General features: G+C 69.3%; 19 protein-coding genes. 8 read left to right on the forward strand and 11 right to left on the reverse strand.

The window, feature by feature from the left end:
- Positions 1–178: 178 nt before the first annotated feature.
- The 3 genes from JGU66_20340 to sctV all read left to right on the forward strand — a co-directional run bounded on the left by JGU66_20340 (position 179) and on the right by sctV (position 3,428).
- Entirely contained in the window at positions 179–649 is a 471-nt protein-coding gene (locus JGU66_20340; protein ID MBJ6763124.1) for a hypothetical protein, read from the forward strand.
- A gap of 95 nt (positions 650–744) precedes the next feature.
- Positions 745–1,221: a tetratricopeptide repeat protein gene (locus JGU66_20345; GenBank protein ID MBJ6763125.1), complete on the forward strand. Its 477-nt coding sequence runs from the start codon at positions 745–747 to the stop codon at positions 1,219–1,221.
- A gap of 80 nt (positions 1,222–1,301) precedes the next feature.
- Positions 1,302–3,428, forward strand: a complete 2,127-nt coding sequence (gene sctV / locus JGU66_20350; GenBank protein ID MBJ6763126.1) for a type III secretion system export apparatus subunit SctV — start codon at positions 1,302–1,304, stop codon at positions 3,426–3,428.
- Between the two features lie 288 nt (positions 3,429–3,716).
- Here sctV and JGU66_20355 read toward each other — a convergent pair whose 3' ends face one another.
- Together JGU66_20355 and JGU66_20360 are read right to left on the reverse strand one after the other, a co-directional pair.
- A complete protein-coding gene (locus tag JGU66_20355; GenBank protein MBJ6763127.1) occupies positions 3,717–4,784 on the reverse strand; it encodes an FHA domain-containing protein in 1,068 nt (355 codons plus the stop codon).
- 34 nt (positions 4,785–4,818) lie between these two features.
- Complete coding sequence (locus tag JGU66_20360) at positions 4,819–5,880, reverse strand: tetratricopeptide repeat protein (protein ID MBJ6763128.1); 1,062 nt, start codon at positions 5,878–5,880, stop codon at positions 4,819–4,821.
- Positions 5,881–5,983: 103 nt separating this feature from the next.
- Between JGU66_20360 and JGU66_20365 the strand changes: the two genes are divergently transcribed.
- Positions 5,984–6,496, forward strand: a complete 513-nt coding sequence (locus tag JGU66_20365; GenBank protein ID MBJ6763129.1) for a hypothetical protein — start codon at positions 5,984–5,986, stop codon at positions 6,494–6,496.
- Here the strand turns inward: JGU66_20365 and JGU66_20370 are convergent.
- Positions 6,438–7,271 carry an RDD family protein gene (locus JGU66_20370; GenBank protein MBJ6763130.1) on the reverse strand — a complete coding sequence of 278 codons (834 nt, stop codon included), beginning with the start codon at positions 7,269–7,271 and terminating at the stop codon, positions 6,438–6,440. The two genes, JGU66_20365 and JGU66_20370, sit on opposite strands and share 59 nt — an antisense overlap.
- 49 nt (positions 7,272–7,320) lie before the next feature.
- Here JGU66_20370 and JGU66_20375 point away from each other — a divergent pair, with 49 nt between their 5' ends.
- Entirely contained in the window at positions 7,321–10,527 is a 3,207-nt protein-coding gene (locus tag JGU66_20375) for a cyclic nucleotide-binding domain-containing protein (GenBank protein MBJ6763131.1), read from the forward strand.
- 12 nt (positions 10,528–10,539) lie between these two features.
- Here the strand turns inward: JGU66_20375 and JGU66_20380 are convergent, their stop codons facing one another.
- Positions 10,540–11,955: a hypothetical protein gene (locus tag JGU66_20380; protein MBJ6763132.1), complete on the reverse strand. Its 1,416-nt coding sequence runs from the start codon at positions 11,953–11,955 to the stop codon at positions 10,540–10,542.
- 127 nt (positions 11,956–12,082) lie between these two features.
- Between JGU66_20380 and JGU66_20385 the strand changes: the two genes are divergently transcribed.
- Positions 12,083–13,657 carry a bifunctional metallophosphatase/5'-nucleotidase gene (locus JGU66_20385; GenBank protein ID MBJ6763133.1) on the forward strand — a complete coding sequence of 525 codons (1,575 nt, stop codon included), beginning with the start codon at positions 12,083–12,085 and terminating at the stop codon, positions 13,655–13,657.
- Positions 13,658–13,759: 102 nt separating this feature from the next.
- On the opposite strand, the gene JGU66_20390 is transcribed toward JGU66_20385, so the two are convergent.
- Positions 13,760–15,253 carry a DUF1570 domain-containing protein gene (locus JGU66_20390; GenBank protein MBJ6763134.1) on the reverse strand — a complete coding sequence of 498 codons (1,494 nt, stop codon included), beginning with the start codon at positions 15,251–15,253 and terminating at the stop codon, positions 13,760–13,762.
- Between the two features lie 66 nt (positions 15,254–15,319).
- On the opposite strand from JGU66_20390, the gene JGU66_20395 reads away from it, so the two are divergent.
- Both JGU66_20395 and JGU66_20400 read left to right on the forward strand, forming a co-directional pair.
- Complete coding sequence (locus tag JGU66_20395) at positions 15,320–16,318, forward strand: stage II sporulation protein M (GenBank protein MBJ6763135.1); 999 nt, start codon at positions 15,320–15,322, stop codon at positions 16,316–16,318.
- Positions 16,319–16,367: 49 nt separating this feature from the next.
- Positions 16,368–16,844, forward strand: coding sequence for an inorganic diphosphatase (locus tag JGU66_20400; GenBank protein MBJ6763136.1), 477 nt, complete (start codon positions 16,368–16,370; stop codon positions 16,842–16,844).
- Here the strand turns inward: JGU66_20400 and JGU66_20405 are convergent.
- From JGU66_20405 to JGU66_20430, 6 genes are all read right to left on the reverse strand, one after another.
- Positions 16,822–18,129, reverse strand: coding sequence for a DUF58 domain-containing protein (locus tag JGU66_20405; GenBank protein ID MBJ6763137.1), 1,308 nt, complete (start codon positions 18,127–18,129; stop codon positions 16,822–16,824). The genes JGU66_20400 and JGU66_20405 overlap by 23 nt on opposite strands.
- Positions 18,126–19,124, reverse strand: a complete 999-nt coding sequence (locus JGU66_20410) for a MoxR family ATPase (protein ID MBJ6763138.1) — start codon at positions 19,122–19,124, stop codon at positions 18,126–18,128. The genes JGU66_20405 and JGU66_20410 overlap by 4 nt, the downstream gene beginning before the upstream one ends.
- Positions 19,121–20,398 carry a hypothetical protein gene (locus JGU66_20415; protein MBJ6763139.1) on the reverse strand — a complete coding sequence of 426 codons (1,278 nt, stop codon included), beginning with the start codon at positions 20,396–20,398 and terminating at the stop codon, positions 19,121–19,123. The genes JGU66_20410 and JGU66_20415 overlap by 4 nt, the downstream gene beginning before the upstream one ends.
- Positions 20,391–22,259 carry a DUF4129 domain-containing protein gene (locus tag JGU66_20420; GenBank protein ID MBJ6763140.1) on the reverse strand — a complete coding sequence of 623 codons (1,869 nt, stop codon included), beginning with the start codon at positions 22,257–22,259 and terminating at the stop codon, positions 20,391–20,393. The genes JGU66_20415 and JGU66_20420 overlap by 8 nt, the downstream gene beginning before the upstream one ends.
- A gap of 3 nt (positions 22,260–22,262) precedes the next feature.
- The gene (locus tag JGU66_20425; GenBank protein ID MBJ6763141.1) at positions 22,263–22,529 is read right to left on the reverse strand and encodes a hypothetical protein; all 267 of its coding nucleotides are present in this window, start codon (positions 22,527–22,529) and stop codon (positions 22,263–22,265) included.
- Between the two features lie 50 nt (positions 22,530–22,579).
- The coding region (locus JGU66_20430; protein ID MBJ6763142.1) for a transcription termination factor Rho at positions 22,580–23,010 on the reverse strand (431 nt) is incomplete at its 5' end.

The following is a 23,010-nucleotide window of genomic DNA, read 5'->3' on the forward strand; positions in this document are numbered from 1 at the left end:
CACCTCTGGCCCTGTTCTGGCGTCCCTTCGGGGAGGCTGGAGCGGGGCCGGCGGCGTTTGGGGGCCTGGTGCCAACCCGCGCTCCAGCGAGCGTAAGCGCCCTGTGGGACTGGCAACTTCTCCGCCAGTTCGATCGATAATCAGGAAAACGCATCATTGGAAAACGAGGAAGCAATCCATGGCTCCCCCTTCGATTTCGAGCTCCGCTCCCCGCACCACGGCGACCCCGGCGACCAGCCGCACCACGCAGGCCCCGAAGTCGAACAGCGCGGACCCCACGGCGGCTTCGCAGGACGCGGTCTTCCAGGCCTACCAGAAGATGCTGGAGAGCTCCCCGTCGGAGAGCCTGACGCCGGAGAACCGGGACCAGTACACCCAGGCGGTCGTCGGCCAGACGAAGAACGCCTACGCGAGCTTCATGGGCAACCTGGGCGAGGCGACGGGCAAGGCGACGCAGGAGAAGATCGACAAGAAGGTCAACGAGTACCTTCGTGATCACCCGAACGCGTCGCTCGACGACATCAAGAAGAACGTGAAGGACATCTACAGCAAGGAGTCCTCCTCGGCCTACATCTTCAAGTCGATCATCGACAAGTCGATGAACGACATCATGGCGAAGGCGAAGGCGCAGGCCGAGCAGTCCTGGTAGCTGGAGAATCGCTTCCGAGCCGCCCCCGTTTGGATGCGCGGGGGCCTCACGCTAGACTCCCGGCCGCTGCTGCCCTCGCCCCGGTGAACGCGCAGATGACGACTGAATCGAAGGACCCCCTGTCGAACGACACCCCGAAGCCGCTCTCCGGCCCCGAGATGCTCGAGCGGGCCACTGAGGGCTTCAACCTGTTCCAGGATGGCCAGTTCAGCGAGTCGCTCGCGATCTTCCAGACGCTGGCGGCCATGGACTCGACCGAGGCCTACTTCCAGACGGCCCTGGGCGCCTGCTTCCTGGCGCTCGAGGACCTGGAGCAGGCCGTGTCGTACTTCAATCGCGCCATCGAGTTGGATCCCTCGGACCTCACGCCGTTCGTGAACCGGGGCGAGGCGTATCTCCGGCAGGGCCGGGTGATGGACGCGGCCCAGGATTTCCAGCACGCCGTGTCGCTGGACCCGGAGAACAAGGACCCCTTGAGCAACCGCGCCCGGATGCTCGCCGCCGCAGCGCTGGAGAGCGCCGAGGAGGCTCAGGCCTCCGACGGTGCCTCGGGCGCCGCCTCCCGTTCCTGAGCTTCAGGAACTTCCTCTCTCCGCCGCGGGCTGCCCCCTTGGGGTCGAGGGCCCGCGCGGACTAGGATGGCAGCCCGCCGATGGCTACCGCCGACCCGAACAGCTTCCTGTCCAAATACTCCGACATCGTCCTGGCGATCGTGGTCGTGGCCATCGTCGGGATGATGATCGTCCCGCTGCCCACACTGCTGCTGGACGTGCTGCTGACGCTCAACATCAGCATCTCGGTGGTCCTGCTCCTCATCTCGCTCTACGTGCCGGCTGCGCTGCACTTGTCGGTGTTCCCGACACTGCTGCTCATCACCACGATGTTCCGGCTGGCACTGACCATCTCCACCACCCGACTCATCCTCCTCACCGGTGACCCGGGTGAGGTGGTCGTGGCGTTCGGAAAGTTCGTGGTGCAGGGCAACTTCATCGTCGGAATGATCATCTTCCTCATTCTGGTGGTGGTGAACTTCATCGTCATCTCGAAGGGCTCGGAGCGCGTGGCCGAAGTGGCCGCCCGCTTCACCCTCGACGCCATGCCCGGCAAGCAGATGTCCATCGACGCGGACCTGCGCGCGGGCGTCATCGATCAGGACCAGGGCAAGAAGAAGCGCCGTGACCTGGAGCGCGAGAGCCAGCTCTTCGGCGCCATGGACGGCGCCATGAAGTTCGTGAAGGGCGACGCCATCGCGTCCATCATCATCACCGTCATCAACATCGTCGGTGGCCTCATCATCGGCGTGACCCAGAAGGGGTTGGCGGTGGGGGACGCGGCGCAGAAGTACACGCTGCTCACCATCGGTGACGGTCTGGTCGGCATGATTCCGGCCATCCTCATCTCCACCTGCGCCGGCATCATCGTGACGCGCGTCGGTGGTGAAGAGGAGGGTGCCCACCTCGGCAAGGACGTGGGCAGCCAGCTCACCGCGTACCCGAAGGCCATCGCCATCGCCTCGGGCATGCTCATCGCGCTCGGCCTCATCCCGGGTCTGCCCAAGATTCCGTTCTTCTTCCTGGGCGCGGGCGCGGGCTTTGGCGCCTGGAAGATGCTGAAGGCGAAGGATGCCGAGGCTGCTGGCGAGGATGCGCCTCCGTCCATGGAGATGGAGAACGGCACGCCGATGTCGTCGGAGCCGGCGCCCAAGGAGTCGATGAATCCGGACTCCGAGCTGTTCATCCCCGTGGTCACGCCCATCGTGCTCGAGGTGTCCGATGCCCTCGTGCCCTACGTGGACTCGCGGCAGGACAACGGCAAGTTCCTCTTCGAACTCGTCCCGTTCATGCGCGACGGCCTTTTCGTGGAGCTGGGCGTTCGCTTCCCGGGCGTGCGCGCGCGCGGCAACGGCTCGCTGCCGCCGGGCGCGTACCAGATTCAACTCAACGAGGTTCCCATCGTCACGGGCCAGGCCACGCTGGGCCACATCCTGGTCAACGACACGGTGGATCGCCTGCGGTTGATGAACATCCAGGGCTTCGAGGCGGTGAACCCCGCCACGCGTCAGCCCGCCGCGTGGGTGCCGGAGCAGTACCGCGAGACGCTGGAGGCCGCGGGCCTCACCACGTGGGACGTGCCTGGCTACATCATCCTGCACATGGCCGCGCTGCTGCGGAAGAACGCCCGCGAGTTCGTGGGCGTGCAGGAGACGCAGACGATGCTGGAGCAGTTGGAGAAGGCCTTCCCCGCCATCGTCAAGGAGGTGGTGCCGAAGGTCGTCAACGTGCTCAAGCTGACGGACATCCTGAGCCGCCTGACGGAGGAGGAGATCTCCATCCGCGACCTGCGCGGCATCCTCCAGGCCCTGGCGGAGTACGGGCAGGTGGAGGCGGACAACGTCATGCTCACCGAGCATGTCCGTGCCTCGCTGCGCCGCTACATCTCGCACAAGTACGCGCGCGGCACGGGGACGCTGGTCGTCTACCTGTTGGATCCGCAGATCGAGGAAGCGATCCGCAGCTCCATCAAGCGGACCTCGGCGGGCGCGCACCTCGCGCTGGAGCCGGAGATCGCCGCGGAGATCGTCCAGGCCGTACGCTCGGAGTGCGGACACCTGCCGCCCAGCGCGCAGCGCCCGGTCATCCTCACCGCCATGGACATCCGGCGCTACGTCCGCAAACTGCTGGAGTACGAGTTCACGCCGTCGTTCTCCGTGCTCAGCTACCAGGAGCTGTCGCCGGACCTGAACATCCAGCCGGTCGCTCGCATCTCGACCTCGCGGTAGTTCCTCGCGCGAAGGCCGGCCCCCTCAAGTGGGCCGGCCCGCGCTGCTCCGCAAACACAATGGCGCTGCCGCGCACGCGAAGACACGTGCTCGCACGCACCTCGTTCGAATCGCTCGCGAGGCGCAGGACGCGTTGCTGCGCGATGTGCTCGTGCGAGCCTCGCTGCGCGTGTGTGGCTCGCGAGGCGGCGTGTGGGCGTTGCCTCGCGATGCCCTGGTGAGCGCTTCCTGCCGGGCAGGCTCACGCGATGCGCTGGGGTGGTGCTCGCGCGGGCGGCGCCGGAGCGCTCAGGCTCCGACGAGCACGGCGATCATCAGGATGAGGAAGACGAGTCCCACGACGCCCATCACGACGAGCGGCACGAGCTTCTGCTTGTCCCCGAGCGCGGCCCGGATGCCGCTGGGCGCGGCGGGCTCGGGCTCAGGTTCCGGGGGCGGCGGCTCGGGCTCGGGGGGCGGCTCCGGCGCGGGCTCTTCCGCGGGCGGGGCGGGGTCTTCCGCGGCGGGCTCGGGAGCAGGCTCCTCGGCGACAGGCGCGGACTCCTCGGCGGACTCCGTGGCCTTGGCGTCGCGGCGCACGGCGGACGGACGGGGAGGGGAGGGCGCTGGGGCCGGCGCGGCCACGTCCGCCGAGAGCGAGACGGACTCTTCCGCGGGCTCGGTGGGGTCCACGTAGAGCAGTCGCGTGCTGCCCACCTCCAACTCGTCGCCGTCCTTCAGCGCCTTGCGGTTCACCCGCTTCTTGTTGACGCGAATGCCGTTGCGGCTGCCCAGGTCTTCCACGTGCGTGCCGGACCAGTCACGGCGCACCTTGGCGTGGCGACGCGAGACGAGGTCGTCCTTCAGGACGATGTCCGCCTCTTTGTCGTCCCGGCCGAAGACGAACTCCTTGGCGTCGGAGATCTCGATGCGCTGGCCTTCGCGCGGCCCGTTCATGTAGCGCAGGTAGCGCTCATCCGAGTTGGCCAGCCCGCGCATGACGTCCTTCACCATGCCCCGGGCGATGAAGGACGTCTTCTCCGAGCCCGACTCTGCGGCCAGCTCCGTCACGCGATCGAAGCGCACGTCGTACTGCGCGACCGCGATGACGTCCCCGTTGCGCAGCAGGCGCTTCTCGCCCTTGGGCAGGGCCTTCCCGTTGATCTGCGTGCCGTAGGCGCTGCCCAGGTCCTCCAGGAAGTAGATGCTCCCCTCCTGGACGATGCGCGCGTGGTTGCGCGACACTGCCTGCTGTGGGAGCACGATCTGGCAGGACTTGTCCCGGCCCAGGGTGATGACCGCGTCGTCAAGGACGACCTCGGTGCCTGGGCTCGCCCCTGCGTCGCTGCGCTGCGTGACGGTCAGACGAACGCTCATCGCGAAGAGTCGATACCAGAGGGAACGGGCGGGCCTAGAAGGCGGCGCTGTTGAGGAACTTCTCGCACGTCTGGTACTCGGTCGGGAACTCCTCGGACGTGCCGTACTTCATGAAGTTCTTGCACGCGGCCTCGGCGTGCTGCTGCTTGTGGGCCTCGGAGAAGATCTGGAAGAGGCCGAAGTGGCAGGGCGCGAACTTCGCGTCCAGCTTCACGCACTTGCGGTAGGCGCCTTCCTCTTCCGCGAGCAGGCCCTTGTCCTTGTACTGGCGCGCGAGCAGGTACAGCGCCGGGGCGCTGTTCTCCGCCGTCTGGGTGTCCTTCAGCTCCTTGAGGGCCGAGTCCGTGAGCGCCGCCTTGCGCTGGGCGACCGCCAGGTTGTTGAGGCAGCTCGAGTTCTGCTCGTCCAGGCGCACGCAGTTGCCGAAGGCCTCACGCGCCTCGACGAAGCGGCTCTGCTCCAACAGCACGGTGCCCAGGTCGTGCCACACTTCCGTCGCGTCCGGGGTCAGCTGCGCGGCCTGCGCGAGGTGGTCGGCGGCCGTGTCCAGGTCGTGCTCCTGGAAGGCGATGATGCCCAGGTTGTGGTGCGCGTTGGAGATGTTCGGATTGACGGCGAGGATGGTGTTGAACTCCTTCTTCGCCTGCTCCATCTTCTCCATCTTCATGTAGGTGAGCCCGAGGTCGTAACGCGACTCGAGGTTGTCCGGGTTCACCTGCAGGGCGCGGCGGAAGTTGTCGTGCGCCTTTCCGTAGGCACCTTCCTCCAGGTAGATGGCGCCCAGGTTCTGGTACGACTGGAGGTGCTCCTGGTTGTAGCGCAGGGCCTTGATGAAATACTCCTTGGCCCGCTTCTTGTCGTCCATGCCCATGGCGATGAGGCCCTTGTTCGCCCAGAGGTCCGCGTACTGCGGCGAGAACTCCAGACCCAGATCGCAGTAGACGGTCGCGCGCTGGTAGTCACCCTTTTGCAGTTCCTGGGCGCACAGCTCGTTGTTGATCAACGCCCGCTCATGCGGCGGGGGGGTATTCAAGCAGGCAGCCAAGGGCAGCATGGCGGCGACCGACAGCGCGAGGACAAGGCGGCGAAGACGCATGGCGGCCCGAGTGTAGGAGAGCGCCCCCCCGTGAAGCAATGTCCGGGTGGGCCTGAATCCGAGCTGTTTTCCGAGGGTTAGGCTGGCGTTAGAGTCCGCTGCCATGCGTACCTTCTTCTTCTCTGTTGCCGTCGTCGCCGCCCTGCTGGGCGCGACTCCCGCCCGGGCGCAGTTCGCCAATCACAGCATCGGCGTCTCGCTGGGCTACATGGACTTCAAGCGGACCGCGGGCCTCGAGGGCACTCCGTTCCTCGGGATTGATGCGAGCCTCTACATCGAGAGCGGCTTCGAGCTGGTGTCGCTCACGAAGATCATGTTCCCCCGCTCCGTCGCCGACGATAAGCGCGTGGTGGGCCTGGCCCCGTCCCTGGGCATCCGCTACCTGTTCATGGAGGAGTCGATCCGGCCCTATGTCGGCTCGGACATCAGCTACCTGGTGGTCCTCAAGAACACGACGAGCAACTTCGTGGGCATCGGGCCCAACGTCGGCGTGGACTACTTCGTCAGCGACACCGTGAGCATGGGCATCCGGGCGCAGTACAACTTCTACATCGCCCTCAACGAGAAGACGCAGAAGTCGCTGACGGCCTCGGCGGGCGTGGCGGCGTACTTCTAGCGCCGGAGTTCCGCGCCGGGCGCGGCAGCAGGGCCGTGGCCACCAGGAGCGTCCACTTCTCGTCCGAGAGGTGGGCCGGCTTCTCCATCGCCAAGGCATCTTGTAGCCGCGCCCCGAGCGCCGAGAACAGCCGAAGGCGGGCCTCGATGCCCAGCTCCTCGCGGCGCACGGCGGCCGACAGCACCAGCTCCCGCTCCTCGGTGGTGAGCCGCTTCACCCGCGAGACGAACAGCGGATCCGCCAGGAGGCCCTCGTCCCCCGTGGTGCCCAGCGCCGAGGGCACCTTGAGGCGTCGCTCGCGCACGACGATGGTCCCCGCCAGCAGGTCGCCCAGCCGCTGGTTCGAGCGAGACGCCATCGCCGCCACGCCGCCCACCAGATAGAAGAGCGGCAGTCGGTCCACTGGCCGCGCCAGGTTGCGCAGCGCCGCGTGGTAGAAGCCGATCCGCACGCCGCTCTCCTGGATGACCCGCAGGCCCATGATGCGCTTGCCCACCGTCTGGCCGCTCCACGCGGACTCCAGCGCGATGGCGTAGCCCCAGTCGATGAGGAAGTAGACGACGATGGCCAGGGCGCTCGCGAAGCCCGGGAAGACGACCATCGCGAACTGGAGGCCGATCAACACCACCGCCGTGCCCACGAGCACCAGCAGCGCGTCCAGCAGCCAGGCGAGGAGGCGCGAGTACACGCCCGCGAGCGTGAAGCGGAATTCGACGTATTCAGGAGTCAGCACCGTGTGGGTGCCGTCGAGCAGGGTATCGCTGGCGGGCGTCACCGGACCAGTGTAGGGCAGCCGCCGCGCGCCGTGGCGGTCCACGGTGTCGATGTTCGCTCCGAGCACCTTGTCCCTGGAGGGGGGCTGGGTGTTATTCCCGGCTGTCGGGGTGTTGGTCTATCCTCCCAGGACTCCCGTACCCGTGGCCGCCCCGACCCCCTCATCTGCCTGGAACCGCCGCATCGTGCCGGCGGCCGCCTTCCAGTTCGCGCTCATCGCGGGCGTGACCCAATTGAAGACGGCCGCCAACGCGTTGGTGTTGTCGCGCTTCGAGTCCCAGGCCCTGCCGTACCTGTACCTGCTCGGGGCCTTGATGACGGCGGCGCTCACGATGCTGCCTCGGGGGAGGCCGTCGTCTGCGACGGAGTCTCCCGGACTGCTGACGGGCTTGGGGGGAGTCATCGCGCTGGGCCTCGCGGCGGCGCTGTCAACGGGGCAGCGCATGCCGGCGCTGGCGCTGTATCTGTTCGCGGACACGTTCAGCACGTTCGTGTCGCTGCGCTTCTGGGGGCGGATGGCCTCCGCGTTCGATGCGCGTGAAGCGCGGCGCGCCTTCACCGCGCTCAACGGGTTCGCGATGGGCGGCGGCATCGTGGGCGGTCTGCTCGTGCAGGGGCTGGCGCTTCCCCTGGGGACGCCCGCGGTGGTGGCCAGCGGCGCGCTGAGCTTGCTGGCGGCCGGGGCCATCTTCCATCACCTGTACAAGACGGCGCCGCCGCCTCCTCCTCCGGGCACGCGCCCGCTGGCGGCTTCATTCGCGGCCTGGGGCTATCTGGCGCAGAGCCCCTACGCGCAGGTGCTGGCGGCGCTGGGTATCGCGTTCGCAGTGCTGTCGTCCTTTGTCGACTACCTCTTCCGCCTCCGCGTGGAGGGGACGCTGAGCGAGGACGGGCTGGCGGCGCTCTTCGGGCAGCTCCAGCTCTGGATTGGCCTCTTCTGCGTCGCCTTCCAGCTCCTCGCGGCGGAGCGGCTCCTCAAGCGACTCGGGCTGCTCACGTACCTGGCGCTGGTGCCCATGGTGCTGGCGCCACTCGCCATCGCCACGCTCGTCACGCCGCGCCTGTGGCCCGTGCACCTGCTGCGGCTGGTGGAGACCGCGGTCAGCTATTCCATCCTGCCGGTGGGCATCCAATTGCTCTACGCGGCGCTGCCCGATGGCCACCGCGAGGGGCTTCGCAGCGCGGTGGACGGGCTCTTGCGCAAGGGCGGCGTGGTGCTGGCGGGCCTGCTTCTCATCGGCGCGGGACGTGCCGCCAACGGTCTGACCATGGCGGTGGCGGTGGTGGCCCTGTGCGCGGCGCTCGGTGTGCTGCTGCTCGTGCGCCTCAAGCCCGCCTATGTGTCCGCGCTGGGCGAGCAGGTGGGCGCGCATGAAGAAGAAGACGTCGAGCTGCGGGGCGAGGAGGAGCGGCTGCTGGTGGAGTTGCTCAACGCCAGCGCGCCCGAGCGCGTGCTGCGCGCGTTGGACATGCTGGCCCAGGCCGAGGTGCCGCTGAGAGCCCACGTGCCCGCGCTGCTGCGCCATGCGCACGAGCGGGTGATGGAGCGCGGTGTCCAACTGGCGCTGGACCTGGATGCGCGGGAGCTGGCGCCCACGTTGGAGCGGTTGGTGGAAGAAGGGCCACGGCGCCCGCGAGACCTGGCGGTCTGGGCCCTGGCGCAGCTGTCCCCCGAGCGCGCCGCGCGACTCTTGCCACCCTTGCTGAGCAGCCCGGACGCGGGACTGCGATGCGCGGCCATTGGCGCGCTCGTGCGCACGCAAGGGAGTGCCGCCGCGCTGGAGTCCTTGCAGGAACTCCTGGCGCGTGGCGAGCAAGCACCCGTGGCGGAGCGGCGCGAGGTGGCGAAGCTGCTCGGGAGACTCAAGGACACGCGCTTCGCATCACCCTTGTCGCGCTACCTGGACGACATGGATGTCTCCGTGCGGCGCGTGGCGCTGGCGGCGGTGGGCGAGGGCGGCTACGTGGAGCTGGCGCCTCGGCTCCTGCCATTCCTCACGTGGCGCGAGGAGCGGCGTGCGGCCCGCGAGGCGCTCGTCGAACTGGGCGACGCGCTGACGCCCTTGTTGGAGCTTCAGCTCAACAACAAGGGGGCGCCCCTGGCGATGCGGTTGCAACTGCCTCGCGTCCTGCGAGGCATTGGCTCGTCGGCCGCGCTCAACGCGCTGCTGTTCTCCAACGTTCGTGATGACGCGAGCCTGCACTTCCGCATCGGAGCGCAGCTGTCTCGGCTGCGCGATGAGCACCCTGAGCACCCGGTGGATGTCGAGCGCGTGCGCGAGGCACTGGGGCGGCGGCGCGATGCGTATCGGCAGCTCGTGGGTGTGTTCCGCGACGTGCGCGCGGCCCTGGGGGATCGCTCGCTGTTGACGCGCGCGGTGGGGGACCGGCTGGACCAGGCGCTGGAGTTGTCCTTCTTCTTGTTGGGACTCCTGCATCCGCCGCAGGCCATGCGCCGCATCCACCAGCACCTCGTCGGGCACGACGGACGACGCCGGGCCTACGCGCTGGAGTTGATGGAGAACCTGGTCGACGAGGCCGACCGCGAGCTGGTGATGGAGCAGGTAGAGGCCCACCACCGCGAGCTTCCGCCCGGAGCCCCGGGACGGCTGTGGCGCAGGCTGGCCGCGTTGGTGCAGAGCGAGGACGTGGTGCTGCGTGCATGCGCGCGGCACGTGGCTCGGTTGAACGGGCTGGATGTGTTGCCGCAGGAGGGTGACTTGAGCGACCGCGTGGTCCAACGGATGTTCGCCCTCGAGGGCGTGAGTGTCTTCTCGCAGAGCGACGTGGACGACATCGCGGCCATCGCCGCCGTTGCTCGCGAGGCCTCGTTCCGCGCAGGCGAGCGCATCTACAGCCAGGGCGACCCCGGAGACGCGCTCTACGTCATCGTCGATGGCGCCGTGGATGCCCTGCGCAACGGCGAGCACGTGCTGCGCTTCCAGAGCAAGGAAGCCATCGGTGAGGTCAGCCTCCTGGATGGCGCTCCTCGGCCCACCGACATGGTGGCGGCGCTGGATACGCGGGTGCTCGTCATCGACCGGCGAGACTTCCTCGACCTGCTCGCGGACCGGCCCGAACTGCTCACCGGCTTCTTCCGCTCGGTAAGTCAGCAGTTGCAGAGCGTCATCGACCTGCCCGCGCTTCGCGAGGCGGGTGGGCGCTTGGAGCTGGGCGCGCAGCCTGCGGCGACCCATCCCGCACCGATGGCTCAGGGCGGAGTCGTGCCCTCGGGTGGCACGCCTCCCGAGGCGTAGTCGGTTTGGGCCTTAGTCCAGCGCGGCTTCGGGCGCGGGCGCGGTTTCCGTCGCGGGCTCGGTGGCTTTCTGGGCCACGAGCAAGTGGGCCGAGGAGACGGGAATGAGGGGCCGGGTGAAGAACTTGAGCGGCGGCACCGAGCCGACAAAGCGCACCAGCGCGAGCCCCGCGTAGGACCAGGGCAGCTGCTCCATTGCCGCCATGGGGGAGCGGACCTCGTTCGTCACGCGCCGCAAGAGTCGCCCGTAGGCGCGCGGCAGCCCCCACCGAAAGCCGGGCACGTGCGTGGTGACCCAGTCCCAGCCACGCAGGAACCACGGGTCCGCGGGCGCGGGGTTCTCCCAGGCACGCGCGCTCTTGGCCGCGGTGTAGACGCACAGCCACCAGAGTCCCCAGAGAGAGCTGAGGGTGGTGAACACCTCGTGCTTGAACGGGAACGGCGCCGCCAGCAGCGCCGCGAAGGGGAGACCCACGGCGAAGTGGATCAACGCGCGGATCCGCCGCTTCAGCTTGCTGCGCAGCCACACCGTGTTGAGGCGCACGCGCGGCGAGAAGGGGTCGTCTTCCGCAGGGACTCCCGTCAGCAGGCTCGCGTCGCGCGCGATGGCCGTGTGGTAGTCGCGCGACAAGGCGAGGACGATCCACTGGGCGATGTGCATGGTGCCGAAGAGCGCGGCCCAGAACGCAATGCTCCCGGTCGTGAAGCCGTGAGACGGCGGCTTGTCGATTTTGGCTTCGAGCGAGTTCGCCGCCGCGTTGATGGCTTCATCCAGGTCCGCCCCGTCCTCGTCGTCATCGCTGTCGTCCGAGTCGACTTCGGGGGCTTTCTCGTGGAGGTGTTCGTCGACGGCTGTCGCGTGCGGTGGCGCGGAGGGGATTTCGCCTTCGTGCGGCGTCCCTCCGGGTGGGGGCGCGTGCGTGCCGGACGCCTCGTGCTCCCCTCGCGCGGACTCCTCCGCGGAGCGGGTGGCCTCCTGGACCAGTGCACTCACCGCCTGCGCCAGCGCCATGGGCGAGCCGCCATCGGCCAGGGCCTCGGCTGAGCGCTGGGTGGCAAGCGCGGCTGCCTCCAGCTTGGGGTCCTTCGCCTGGGCTCGGGCCTTGGCGCGCTCACGAATGGCCTCGGCGCGCTCGCGAATGGCCTCGGCGCGCTTGCGCTGCTTCTCCGCCCGGACCTGGACGTTCCTGGGCGGGGCATCGTCGTCGTCCGAGTCGCTCTGGTTGATGCCCGTGAAGACGAGGGCCACGAGCAGCGTCGCGGCCGTTTGCATCAGGCAGACGCGCAGATAGCGGCGCTGCGCCTCCGGGGTGCGCAGGACCTCATGCGCGATGTGGAAGGGCAGGCTCAACCCATGGACGAACTGACGCAGCCAACCGCGCGGCGTCTGGCCCCTCCAGGACTGGAAGTGTCCCGCGCCATCGCGCACTTCGTCCCAGAGCTGCTGGGCACGTGCCGAGACGTCTCCGCTACCTCGTAAATGCCTGGAATTCTTACCTTCCGTACCGGCCATCGCCCCCACGCTACCACGCCTTGAATGTGCTAAAGGCGGTGCCGTGAGCCAGAAACTTCCTCTCTTCCGTCCGTCCCGTCGTTCCCCAAGCCAGCCTCGGCTGTCGTCCGGTGCGCTGGTCCTCGCCCTGGGCGCACTCGTTGGCTGTGAGAAGAGCGCTCCTCCGGCACCGCCTCCGCCCGCCGCGGCCCAGGCCGAGGTGCAGGCCAAGCCCACGGTTCCTCCCGAGGTCACGCTGCTCGTGACGGGGGGCGCGTGGGGGCAGCTGCTGCCCGCCGATGGCAAGGGTGGCGCGGCCGAACTCATGGGGCGCTGGGTGACCGAGGAGAAGCACTGCCCGGGCCCGCTGAAGGATGGACAGGCCTCGTGCCCGGACTCCGGGACGCTGGCGCTCGCGACGGGTGACCATTGGAACGGTCCGGCCATCTCGTCCTTCTTCCTGGGCGCGCCGACGGCCGAGGTCATGGGCCACATGGGCTATGCGGCCTCCGCGCTGGGCAACCACGAGCTGTCGTTCGGCAAGGAGCCCTTCCTCAAGAACCGCGCCGCGGGTGGCTTCCCGTTCCTGGCCGCGAACTTGAAAGTGAAGGACGCCTCGCTGGCGGGTGACCTCTCGGTTCCGGCGTTCCAGGTGTTCGAGCGGCGGGGCTTCAAGGTGGCGGTGGTGGGCCTCACCTCGGCGAAGACGGTGCGCACGGCGATGTCCGGCCGCGCCGAGGGCCTCGAGGTGACGCCGCCCGCCGACGCGCTGGCGGTGGCGATTCCCGAGGCGCGCAAGGCGGGCGCCGATGCCGTGGTGGTCGTCGCGGACATGTGCCCCACCGAGTTGGAGGCCGCGGTCACCAGTCACCCCGAGTGGAAGCTGGCGCTCGTGGCCGGTGGCCGGTGCCATCAGTCGACCGAGCCCAAGAAGGTGGGGGACACCACGTTCGTGTCCCTGCGCCGCGGGTTCGAGAACTACGCGCGCACGCGCATCACCTTCGACGCGGCGAAGCCCGCGGGTGAGAAGGTGAAGGCCGCGGAGACCCAGGTGGTGGACGTGGCCGGTGGCACGCCCGACGCGGAGACGGCGAAGATCATCTCCGGTTGGAAGGCGAAGATCGACGAGGTCCTGGGCCAGCAGATCGGTTTCAGCAAGGCGGGCATCGCGCAGGACTCGCCGCAGATGGCGAAGTGGGTCGCGGGCTCGGTGCGGGACGTGCTTGGCACGGATGGCGTCATCCTCAACAAGGGTGGCATCCGTGGCGCGCTGCCGGCGGGCCCCATCACCCGCGGCACCGTCTACTCGGTCATGCCGTTCGAGAACTCGCTCATGACCGTGAAGCTGAAGGGCGCGGACCTGGTCACCCAGCTTGCGAACCCGAACGCGCTGGTCGCGGGCTTCACCGCGGCGGGCAAGGGCAAGTTCAAGGACGCGAAGGGCAAGGCGATCGACCCGAAGGCCGAGTACACCGTGGCCACCATCGAGTACCTCTACTTCGGCGGTGACGGCTTCGAGTTCGAGAAGTTCGACAGCGAGCCGACCGAGACGGGCATGGCCTGGCAGACGCCGGTGGTGGACTGGACGCAGAAGCTGGCGACCACCGAGTCGAAGCCGCTGGAGAAGCAGCTGAAGTAGCAGGGCGCCTCCCTCGGAGGCCCGTTGCTCCCGAAGCGCCGGTGGGTTCCTGAACTGGAACCCCCGGCGCTTCTTCGTTGCGGGGCGATGGCCGCGCGGGACTCAGGGTTTCGGGGTGGAGGGCTTGGCGCAGGCTGCTTCGTACTGCGCCCGCCGCTGCTCCAGCGTTCCGCGGAACGTGGCCGGCGCTCGCTCGTGAATCATGTCCACGGCGCGCTGCTGGAGCGCGAGCGCTTCCGGGCATCGGTGGGTCTGGAAGAGCAGGGCCGCGTAGGTGTCCAGGATGGCGGAGTCCCCGGGCTTGAGCGCGACCGCGCGGGCGGCGGCGGCGAGGCCTCGCTCCGGGTGCGTCGTGTTGGCGTAGAACCAGGCGAGGCCGTTGTGGGCCGTGGGGCTGTCAGGGAGCAGCTCCACCGCGCGCTGGAAGGCCTTCTCTTGTTCCTCGGCCGCGCTGCCAGTCGCGCGCAAGGACTCCGCCAGCATCAACCACGCCCGGCCATCCTCAGGGTGTTGCTGCACGAGGGGTCTGGCGCGAGCCAGTTGCTGCTCGGGCTTCTCGAGAGTCTCCGCGTACAGCTGGTTGGCGGCGACGCTCGTGGAGTCCTCCTTCAACGCCTGGGCCAGTTCCCGCTCGAAGAGCGCCTGGGTCTCCTGGGGCGTGCGGGTCGAGGGCGCCAGCTTGAACAGGCGCGCTCGCACGCTGTGCACCTCCGCCGGCGTCATCGGGTGCTCCTGCACCTGGGGATTCACCGCGGGAAGTGGCTGGGTGAGGACGGCGTAGCGACCGATCTGGATGTAGTTCGGGAGGCCCTCACCTGGATTCGGCACACCCTTGAACGCCGCGCTGTAGGCGTTGCGAGGCTCTTCGCCCCGGGCCAGTCGGTTCTCGAAGTCCGCGAAGCGGTCGCCGTGCTCGTTGATGAGGTAGTGGACCCAGAGCCAGGCCGAGGCGTAGTGCCGCCGCTGCTCTGCTGCGTCGAGATCGGTGTTCTTGTCCCAATCCCACAGCTCCTCCACGCTCAACCACCCATGGGCACGCAGGTAGCCCACGTTCCGGAGGTCGACGCGGCCGAGGACCACGTCGCGGGTGCTCGGCTTGATGGTGACGGTCTCCAGGTACTCGGCCAGTCCTTCGGCGAGCCAGCGCGGCTGGCGTGGCAGGGCGAACGCGCTCAGGTAGTGCGCCAGCTCGTGCGCCTGGGTGGCCTTGTCCCCCGAGGTGTCCGCGAACAGATACCCACCCGCTCCGGTCATCACCATCGTCAATCCCGTGGTGGTGATCGCCACGAATCCACCCACCTGGTCATGCGCGAACTCCCGCAGCTCCTCCAGGTTGCTCACGAGGATGACGTCCAGCGTCCCGGGCGGATCGAACTGGTCGCCCCACGCGAGGAGCAGCGAGCGGCGGAACTCCTCCATTTCCACCGCGGACTTCGCCGCCGCCTTCGAGTCCAGGTTCGTCTGGACTCGGAAGTGCTGGCTGCGCACCTCACGCCAGGGTCGGCCTCCCTCCTCGGGACACAAGGCGCGAGACGTCGCGCAGCCGGACCCCAGTGCCACCATTCCCACCAAGAGACATGTCCATCGCCAGGTCATCCGCGCGTTTTCCCATGAGGCTCGCGCGGGGCGGAAGGGCGCGCGGATGCGGTAGACTCGCGCGCCATGGAGATGGCGGAGTTCATCGAGTCGCGCCGGCCGCGCTGGGAGAGGCTGGAGTCCCTGCTGGACAAGTCGGAGCGCGGTGGGTTGCGCGGGCTCAGCCTGGAGGACGCTCGCTCGCTGGGTCGGCTCTACCGGGCCGCCTCCAGTGACCTGCTCTGGGTTCGCGCGCGCAGCGGCTCCGCGGACGTGAGCGCCTATCTCAACGACCTCGTGGGGCGGGCGTACGCGCTCACGTATCCAGGACAGCGGCCTCGGTGGGCGGATGTCTGGGGCTTCGTGTCGCGCGGCTTCCCGGCCGTGCTGCATCGCGAGTGGCGCATGTACGTGGCCGCGGTGCTGCTCATGCTCGCGGGCGTCGGCTTCGGCTACGTGGGCATGATGGTGGACCCGGATGCCGCGCAGTACCTGGTGCCGGCTGACCACCGCGAGTTGGACCCCGCCGCGCGTGCCGACCGCGAGGCCTCGGGCGAGGGCATGACAGTGCAGGACCAGGCCCAGTTCTCGTCCTTCCTGTTCACGCACAACATCCAGGTGGCGTTCTTCTGCTTCGCGCTCGGCGTGACGCTGGGACTGGGCACCGCGGTGATGTTGTTCGTCAACGGCCTGTTCCTGGGCGCGCTCGCGCAGGTGTACGCGGCCAAGGGCTTGGCGGGGTGGTTCTGGGCGTGGATCCTTCCGCACGGCATCCCTGAGATCACCGCCATCTGCATCGCGGGCGCGGCCGGACTCGTCATCGCGCGGGGAATGGTGGCGCCTCAGGGCCTCTCTCGCCGCCAGGCGCTTCGGCAGGAGGCCATCACCGCGGTGAAGCTGCTGTTCGGAACGCTCGCGTTGTTCGTGCTCGCGGGTTGTATCGAAGGTTCCATCTCCCAGATTCATCCGCCGCGGCTTTCGGTGGCGTTCAAGATCTCCTTCGCGCTGGTGGTGGGCGCGGGCGTGTACGCCTACCTGCTGTCGGACTGGCTGCGCGGCGTGAAGGCGGAACGCACGCCGAGCTGACGGCGCGCCGTGTCCGGACAGGGCTCCCAGCCCGTGATAGACCGCCCGCGTGCCCGAGTCGCCTCGCCTGTCCCTGCCTCCGCTGCCCGCTGAGCCGGAGGTCGTCATCGAGTGCCCGCGCTTCTCGTTCACGAAGCGCCGCGCGGACGGAACCGTCGACTTCGTGTCCCCCGTGCCGTGCCCGTACAACTACGGCTCCATCCCGGGCCTCGTCGCGGACGATGGTGACCCGCTGGACGCAATCGTCCTGGGTGCACGCCTGCGCCGTGGCAGCCACGTGCGAATGCGCGTGGTCGCGGTGCTTGGCTTCGTCGACTCGGGACGCGGTGACCCGAAGGTGGTGTGCAGCGCCCGGGGCCTGAGCCGCGTCCAGCGCCTGGGGCTGGAGGCGTTCTTCCGCATCTACGCCATCTTCAAGCGCGTGCTGCACCTGGCGCGCGGAAACGCCACCGACACGCGCTTCGTGGGGTGGCTGCCGCTGCCCGTGACGCTCGCCGACGGCGCTACAGGACGCCTCGGGCCTTGATGTCCAGGTAGCGGTTCACGGCGGCCAGGTGCAGCTCGTCCGGCTGCACGTCCAGCATCTGCACGCCGCCTTGGCTCACTCGGGCCTTGAGCACCTCGCGGTCCGCGAGCAGCTCCGAGGCGACGGCGTGCTGGAAGGCTTCTTCTGCGCTGGGCGGAGGGGTGGCCAGCAGCTTCTGGAGGGCGGTGTCCTTGACCGACAAGCACAGCGGCACGTGCCGCCGCGCCAGTCGGTGCAGCGGCGCGACGAGCGTGGAGGCCTGCTCCTCGTCGAGGAAGTCCGTGAAGACACACAGCAGGCTGCGCCGCGCCAGCCGGACGTTCAGCTCCTTGAAGAGCGCCAGGTAGTCCACGTACGTGAGGCTCGGCGTGACGGAGTAGAGCGCGTCGACAATCTTCCGGTACTGCCCGCGCCCGGCCGCGGGAGGCAGGTATGTCTTCACGCCATCCGCGAAGACCGCCAGCCCCACGCGGTCCCCATTGCGCACCGCCACGAAGGCCAGGAACAGGGCCGCGTTCACCGCGTGGTCCAGCTTGGTGAGACCGTCCACTCGCGCGGCCATGGCTCGGCCTGAGTCCACGCAGATGAGCAGCGTCTGCGAGCGCTCCGCTTCCATCACCCGCGTGACGGGCTTGCCTCGGCGCGCGGTGGCCTTCCAGTCCACGTCGCGCACGCTGTCGCCTTGCGCGTAGTCCCGCAGGCGCGCGAACTCGCTGCCTCGCCCGTCGCGGCGAAGCTGCCGCAGTCCCAGGTTCACCAGGTCCAGCGCCGCTCCGGACAAGAGGAGCCGGCTGGCGCCGCGCAGGTCTGGGTAGACGGAGATGCTCTGGGCTGACGGATAGGTGCGCTCGTGGCGCATCAGCCCCAGCGGCCCCGCGACGCGCACGTGCACGTCACCGAAGCCGAACCGGCCTCGGCGCTCGGGCGTCACCCGGTACATCCAGCGCGTCTGGCTGTCTGGCGCGAGGCGCAGCAGGGCATCCTCGGGGATGGCGGTGAAGGACTCGGGGACGTCGTCCTTCACCTGCGCCACCACCGGACGACCCGAGCGCACCACGAAGCGCAGCTCGACCTTGTTGGGCACGCCGACGTTGAGGCGCTGCGGCAAGGTGCGCTCGACCGTCAGCCGCACCCGTCGCGCGAGCGCCAGGTCGAGCGCGGCGAGCGCGAGCGCCACCGCGTCCATGGCCAGCACCGCGCCTCCCAGCCCGGGGAAGAAGCCCGCTGCCGCCATGGGCAGCGCGAGCAGCGCGAGGAGCGCCCACAGGCGCCCAGTGGGAATCACCGCGGGACCTCCACGCTCTGCACCACCTCGCGCAGCACGTCCGAGGGCGTGGCGCCGTCCAGCTCCGCGTCCGGTGACAGGAGGAGGCGGTGCTTGAGCACGGGGCCCGCCAGGAAGCGCACGTCGTCTGGCGTGACGAAGCCGCGGCCTCGCAGCGCCGCGAGGGCCTTGGCGGCCAGCAGCAGGTGCACGCCCGCGCGAGGGCCGGCGCCCAAGCGGATCCGACCGGAGGTCCGCGTCGCGGCCACCAGCTTGCGGATGTAGGCCAGGACGGGCGCCTCCACGTTGACCTCGCTGAGCGCCGCACGCGCCGCCAGCAGGCCTTCCTTCGTCACCGCCGGACTCACGCCCGCGCGCGCCAGGTCACCCGAGTCGAAGCCTCGGTGCACCGACGCGAGGATGGCGTCCTCCTCGTCCGGCGCGGGATAGCCCACGTCAATCTTGAGCAGGAAGCGATCGAGCTGCGCCTCGGGCAGCGGATACGTGCCCTCGGACTCCACCGGGTTCTGCGTGGCGAACACGGTGAAGAGGGGAGAGAGCGCCAGGTGGCGGCCCTCCAGCGACACGCCGCGCTCCTGCATGGCCTCCAGCAGGGCGGACTGCGTCTTCGCGGGCGCGCGGTTGATTTCATCCGCCAGCAAGAGGTCCGTGAAGATGGGGCCGCGCACCAACACGAAGGACTGGGACTTCAGGTCGAACACGCTCGTGCCCAGGATGTCCGTGGGCATCAGGTCCGGCGTGAACTGGATGCGCTTGAAGTCCGAGCTGACGCTGCGCGCGAGCGCCTTGGCCATCAACGTCTTCGCGACGCCCGGCACGCCTTCCAGCAACACGTGGCCGCCCGCGAGGAGGCCGCACAGCATCAGCTCCAGCGGCTCGTCCTGACCGACGACGGCCTTGCGCACCTCGGCGAGCACGCCCTCGCGGATGGCGTGGGCCGCCTGCACGGCGGATCCGGCCGGGACGAAGGAGGGGACGGGAGGGGTGGCGTTCATGGCGTACCAGTGAGGGGCCGGGAGTGCCCGGCCGGGTGGATGCGCTCGCGCACGCGGGCGGCATGCGCGGCGAGTTGCTGGAGAGCGGTGTCGGTGGTCGCGGAGGTGGCTTCGTGCGCGACGGCCAGGAGTCCCTGGGCCAGGTCCTCGCGCCCTCGCGCGGTGAGGCCCTCCGCGACGGCGCGCGCCTGCGACTGGGCTTGCATGCCTGCGTACAGGGCGAGCTGCTGCGTCAGCCCCTGCGCGATGAGGCCGGCCGCGAAGGCGTGGTGGCGGCCCTCGCGGTACAGCCGCCCCATGGCGAAGAGGGCATCGGTGGCGCCCACGCGCACCGCCTCGGCGGGCGGATGCGGTCGGCCGAAGCGCTTGAGCGACACGGCCCACAGCGCCACGCCGAGCAGGAGCTGCGCGACGGCGAAGTGCAACCCATATCGGCGCGCGAAGTCGATGAGGGAGCGCTCGTTGGTGAAGCCGTGGTGGTACTCGTCGAACTCAATCGGTCGCGAGCCCATCGCGGCGAGCGTGCTCAACCAGAACTGCGCGTTGTCCGCGCGCGCGAGGGCCTGGTTCATCGCCAGCTCGGGCGCGCCGAGGATGAGCACGTGTCCCTGCCCGTGCGGAACGAGCGCCGCGACAGGCCTGTCCAGGCGCTCGTCGTCGAGCACCGGCACGGCGTCCTCGGGCAACCGCAGATACGCCTGCACTCGCGCCTCCACGCGCTGCACGCCGCGCGTGTAAGGCGTGGGCATCGCCGGCACCAGCGTGCGCATGGGCAGCGAGGTGTCCGCCTTGTCCAGCGTGACGTGAAGGGCATCCAGCAGCGGGTTCTCTTGCGAGCCCCACGGCACGTACACGAGCGTGCCGCCTGCCTCCACGCTCGCGAGGAGCTGCTTCAGCTCGGCGGCGTCCACGGGGTGGGCGCGGTACTTGTTGAAGCCGGTGTGGGGCGTCTCCTCGTCACTCAGCCCCGCGTCGTTCTGCGCGGCGAGCTGCGTCTGGTCGGGGTCCTCCTCGCGGGCGTCATCCATCTCCACCGACAGCAGCACCAGCGACGCGGGGCCGTTGACGAGGCGCAGGTCCGACATGCGGCGGACCACCGGCAGGCCACTCTCTTGCGCGAGCAGGAACAAGGCGCGCGTGCCGCTCTCTTCCGCACGGTAGGTCGACAGCGGATCCGCGAAGCTCGCGCGCGCGGCGCTCCGCACCAGGAGGGTGCCCAGCACCGCCGTCAGCACCAGGGCCCCGATGACGAGCAGTGGGAAACGGTCACGCACCGGAGGCCTCCGGCGTTGGCGCGAGGATGGGCGAGGTGAGCGCGCGGAACTCTCGGTAACCCTCGGCACCCACGTGCGTGTTGCCGTACCACGCGAAGTCGAAGCGGTACGTCAGCTCGCGGAAGGAGGGCCTCCACTCCGCACGGCCTCGGAAGGTGCGCAGGTAGTCCCAGTTGCTCAGCGTCACGTCGTACATGATGGCGCCGTCGCGGTGGAGCCGGGACAGCAGCGCCAGGTACAGGCTGCGCACCGCCTCGCGGTACTCGCCGCGCGCGGCCAGCTCGTCCGCGAGGTGGGCCCATCCCTCGGGCGGACGAGACAGCGCGTTCTGTGTATCGGCGGCCTGCGCGTCGGTGGCGATGGCCGTGACGTCGAGCGCGCCCTCGGCATCCTGGGGCGTGCGCGTGCGCAGCGTGCGGATCAACACCCAGGCCAGCACGCAGAGCGTCGCCCCGACGAGCACCACCACCAGCCCATTGGCCATGGTGCCCCCAGACATCCACGGCGCCATCGGGAGGTCGGGCGTCGGGGGCGGTTCCTGGCGCTTGAAGAGTTCGCTCAGCCACTTGTTCAGCCAGTCGATGAACTTGCTGAACCAGCCCGGCGGTGCAGGCGGCGCCGGCGGCTCGTTGACCTTGGGTTCGTCCGGAGGCGCGACCTGGAACTCAGGCCGCGCCAGGATGTCGCGCGCGCGCGCGGCCGCGTTCCGTGAATCGGCGTGGGGCGTCTGCTTCGCGGTGGCCAGGGCTTGATCCAGGCCTTGCTCCATCACGCTCAACGCCGCGTCACAGTCTTCTTCATCCTGGGCGAGGCGCTCCACGTGGCTCGCCAGTCGCTCCAGCGCTCCTCGCTCCGTGGCTTGCAGCGCGTCCACCGTGCCCAGCCGCGCGTCCTGCGCGACCTCGGGGGCCTCACAGGACCTCGCCACGGCCTCCAGGCGCTCGCGCACGCTCGGCGCGCCCTCGGCGTTCGCGGGCGTCCCCACGAGGAGCGTGCCCATCAGCACCAGCAGCATCGCGGCCACGCCCGAGTGCGAGCGCGCTGGCTCTCGCGGGGTGCTCCGAGGCGGGAGCTGCTGCACGGCGGCGAGCAGGTCCAACCCTTCCTGCCGCACGCGCCCGTCCACCAGCAAGAGCGTGGCCGTGGTCGCGCGCACGGGCTCGAACAGCGCGAAGGTGATGGCCACGAGGAACAGCAGCCAGGAGGGATTGTCCAGCGAGGCGAATCTCTCGGCGAAGGTGAGGTCCACGCCCAGGAGCTTGCGCCCGAGCAGCAGCAGGAAGTTGGCGCCGATGTGGAGGTTGAGCAGGGCGAACACCTGCACGGTCATGAGCAGCCGCACGCCCACCGCCGTGCCGCGGGCCGGGCCGAGCAACTGGGTGCACAGGGCATAGAGGCGCAGCGGACTGCCGCGCCCGTGCATGGTCACCGCGTAGCCCACGGACTGCGCGGACAGCACGATGAGCGAGATGCCCAGGGTGAGGGGCACGGTGATGACCTGGAACACGGCGAGGTAGGCCACCGCGATGAAGAGGCTGGGCGTGCGACCCAGCGCCGCGCGCAACGAGGGGCCCAGCGCGACCTCGGATTGCTTCCCCAGGAGGAGTTCCTGCACGTAGTGCGTGGCGGCTCCCTGGCACAGGCCCCTCAGGAACCACGCGAGGGTGAGCGCGAGGGTCGGCAGCGCGAGCGGCAAGCCTCGCTTCACCGCGTCCACCAGGTGCAACAAGGCGCCCACCACGGCGGCGCCACCTGGAAGGGTGAGGGCCCACACGCCAGCGTTGCGCGAGCACAGGCGCACCGCTGCGTCCATCAGGTCCACCGCGCCTCGGGGGCGCAGCTCCAGCGCGGAGACGGCCATCGCTCAGCTCACCACGTGTGCGGCGAGGAGGATGCCACCCCAGACGGCGGCCACGCCCATCAGCGCCAGCAGGACGTGGCCCACGCTCCAGTCACTGCGCGCGGCCGGCCCCTCCAGCGCCTGCAGGCGACGCTGGAGACAGGTGGCGCAGCGGTTGATGCCCTCGAACTGCGTGGTGCACTCGCGGCAGATGACCCGCCGGCACTCCACGCAGACGCCGAGGCCGGCGCGGTCCGGGTGGTAGTGGCAGCGGCCCGAGCCTTGAATCATGGCTCCACCTTACGCACACCCGGGCCCGCCACACCACCCCCGCGAGGGCCTTACAACTCGTCGAGGAACTCGTCGTTGTACGTGTAGCGCGACAGCCGTTTGACGAGCGCCTCCATGGCCTCCACCGGCTTCACGGCGAAGAGCATCTGCCGCAGCTTCTTCACCTTCTCGTACTCGCGCTGGGTGAAGAGCTTCTCCTCCTTGCGCGTGCCGGACTGGGCGATGTTGATGGCCGGGAAGACGCGCTTCTCCGCGAGCAGCCGGTCGAGCGTCACCTCGGAGTTACCCGTGCCCTTGAACTCCTCGAAGATGACCTCGTCCATGCGGCTGCCGGTGTCGATGAGCGCCGTGCCGATGATGGTGAGCGAGCCGGCCTCTTCCGTCGCGCGCGCCGCGCCGAAGATGCGCTTGGGGCGCTCCAGGGCTCGGCTGTCCACGCCGCCCGTCATGGTGCGGCCCGAGCTGTCGACTTCCTTGTTGT

Source organism: Myxococcaceae bacterium JPH2, from assembly GCA_016458225.1.
In the GTDB taxonomy this organism is placed as follows: domain Bacteria; phylum Myxococcota; class Myxococcia; order Myxococcales; family Myxococcaceae; genus Citreicoccus.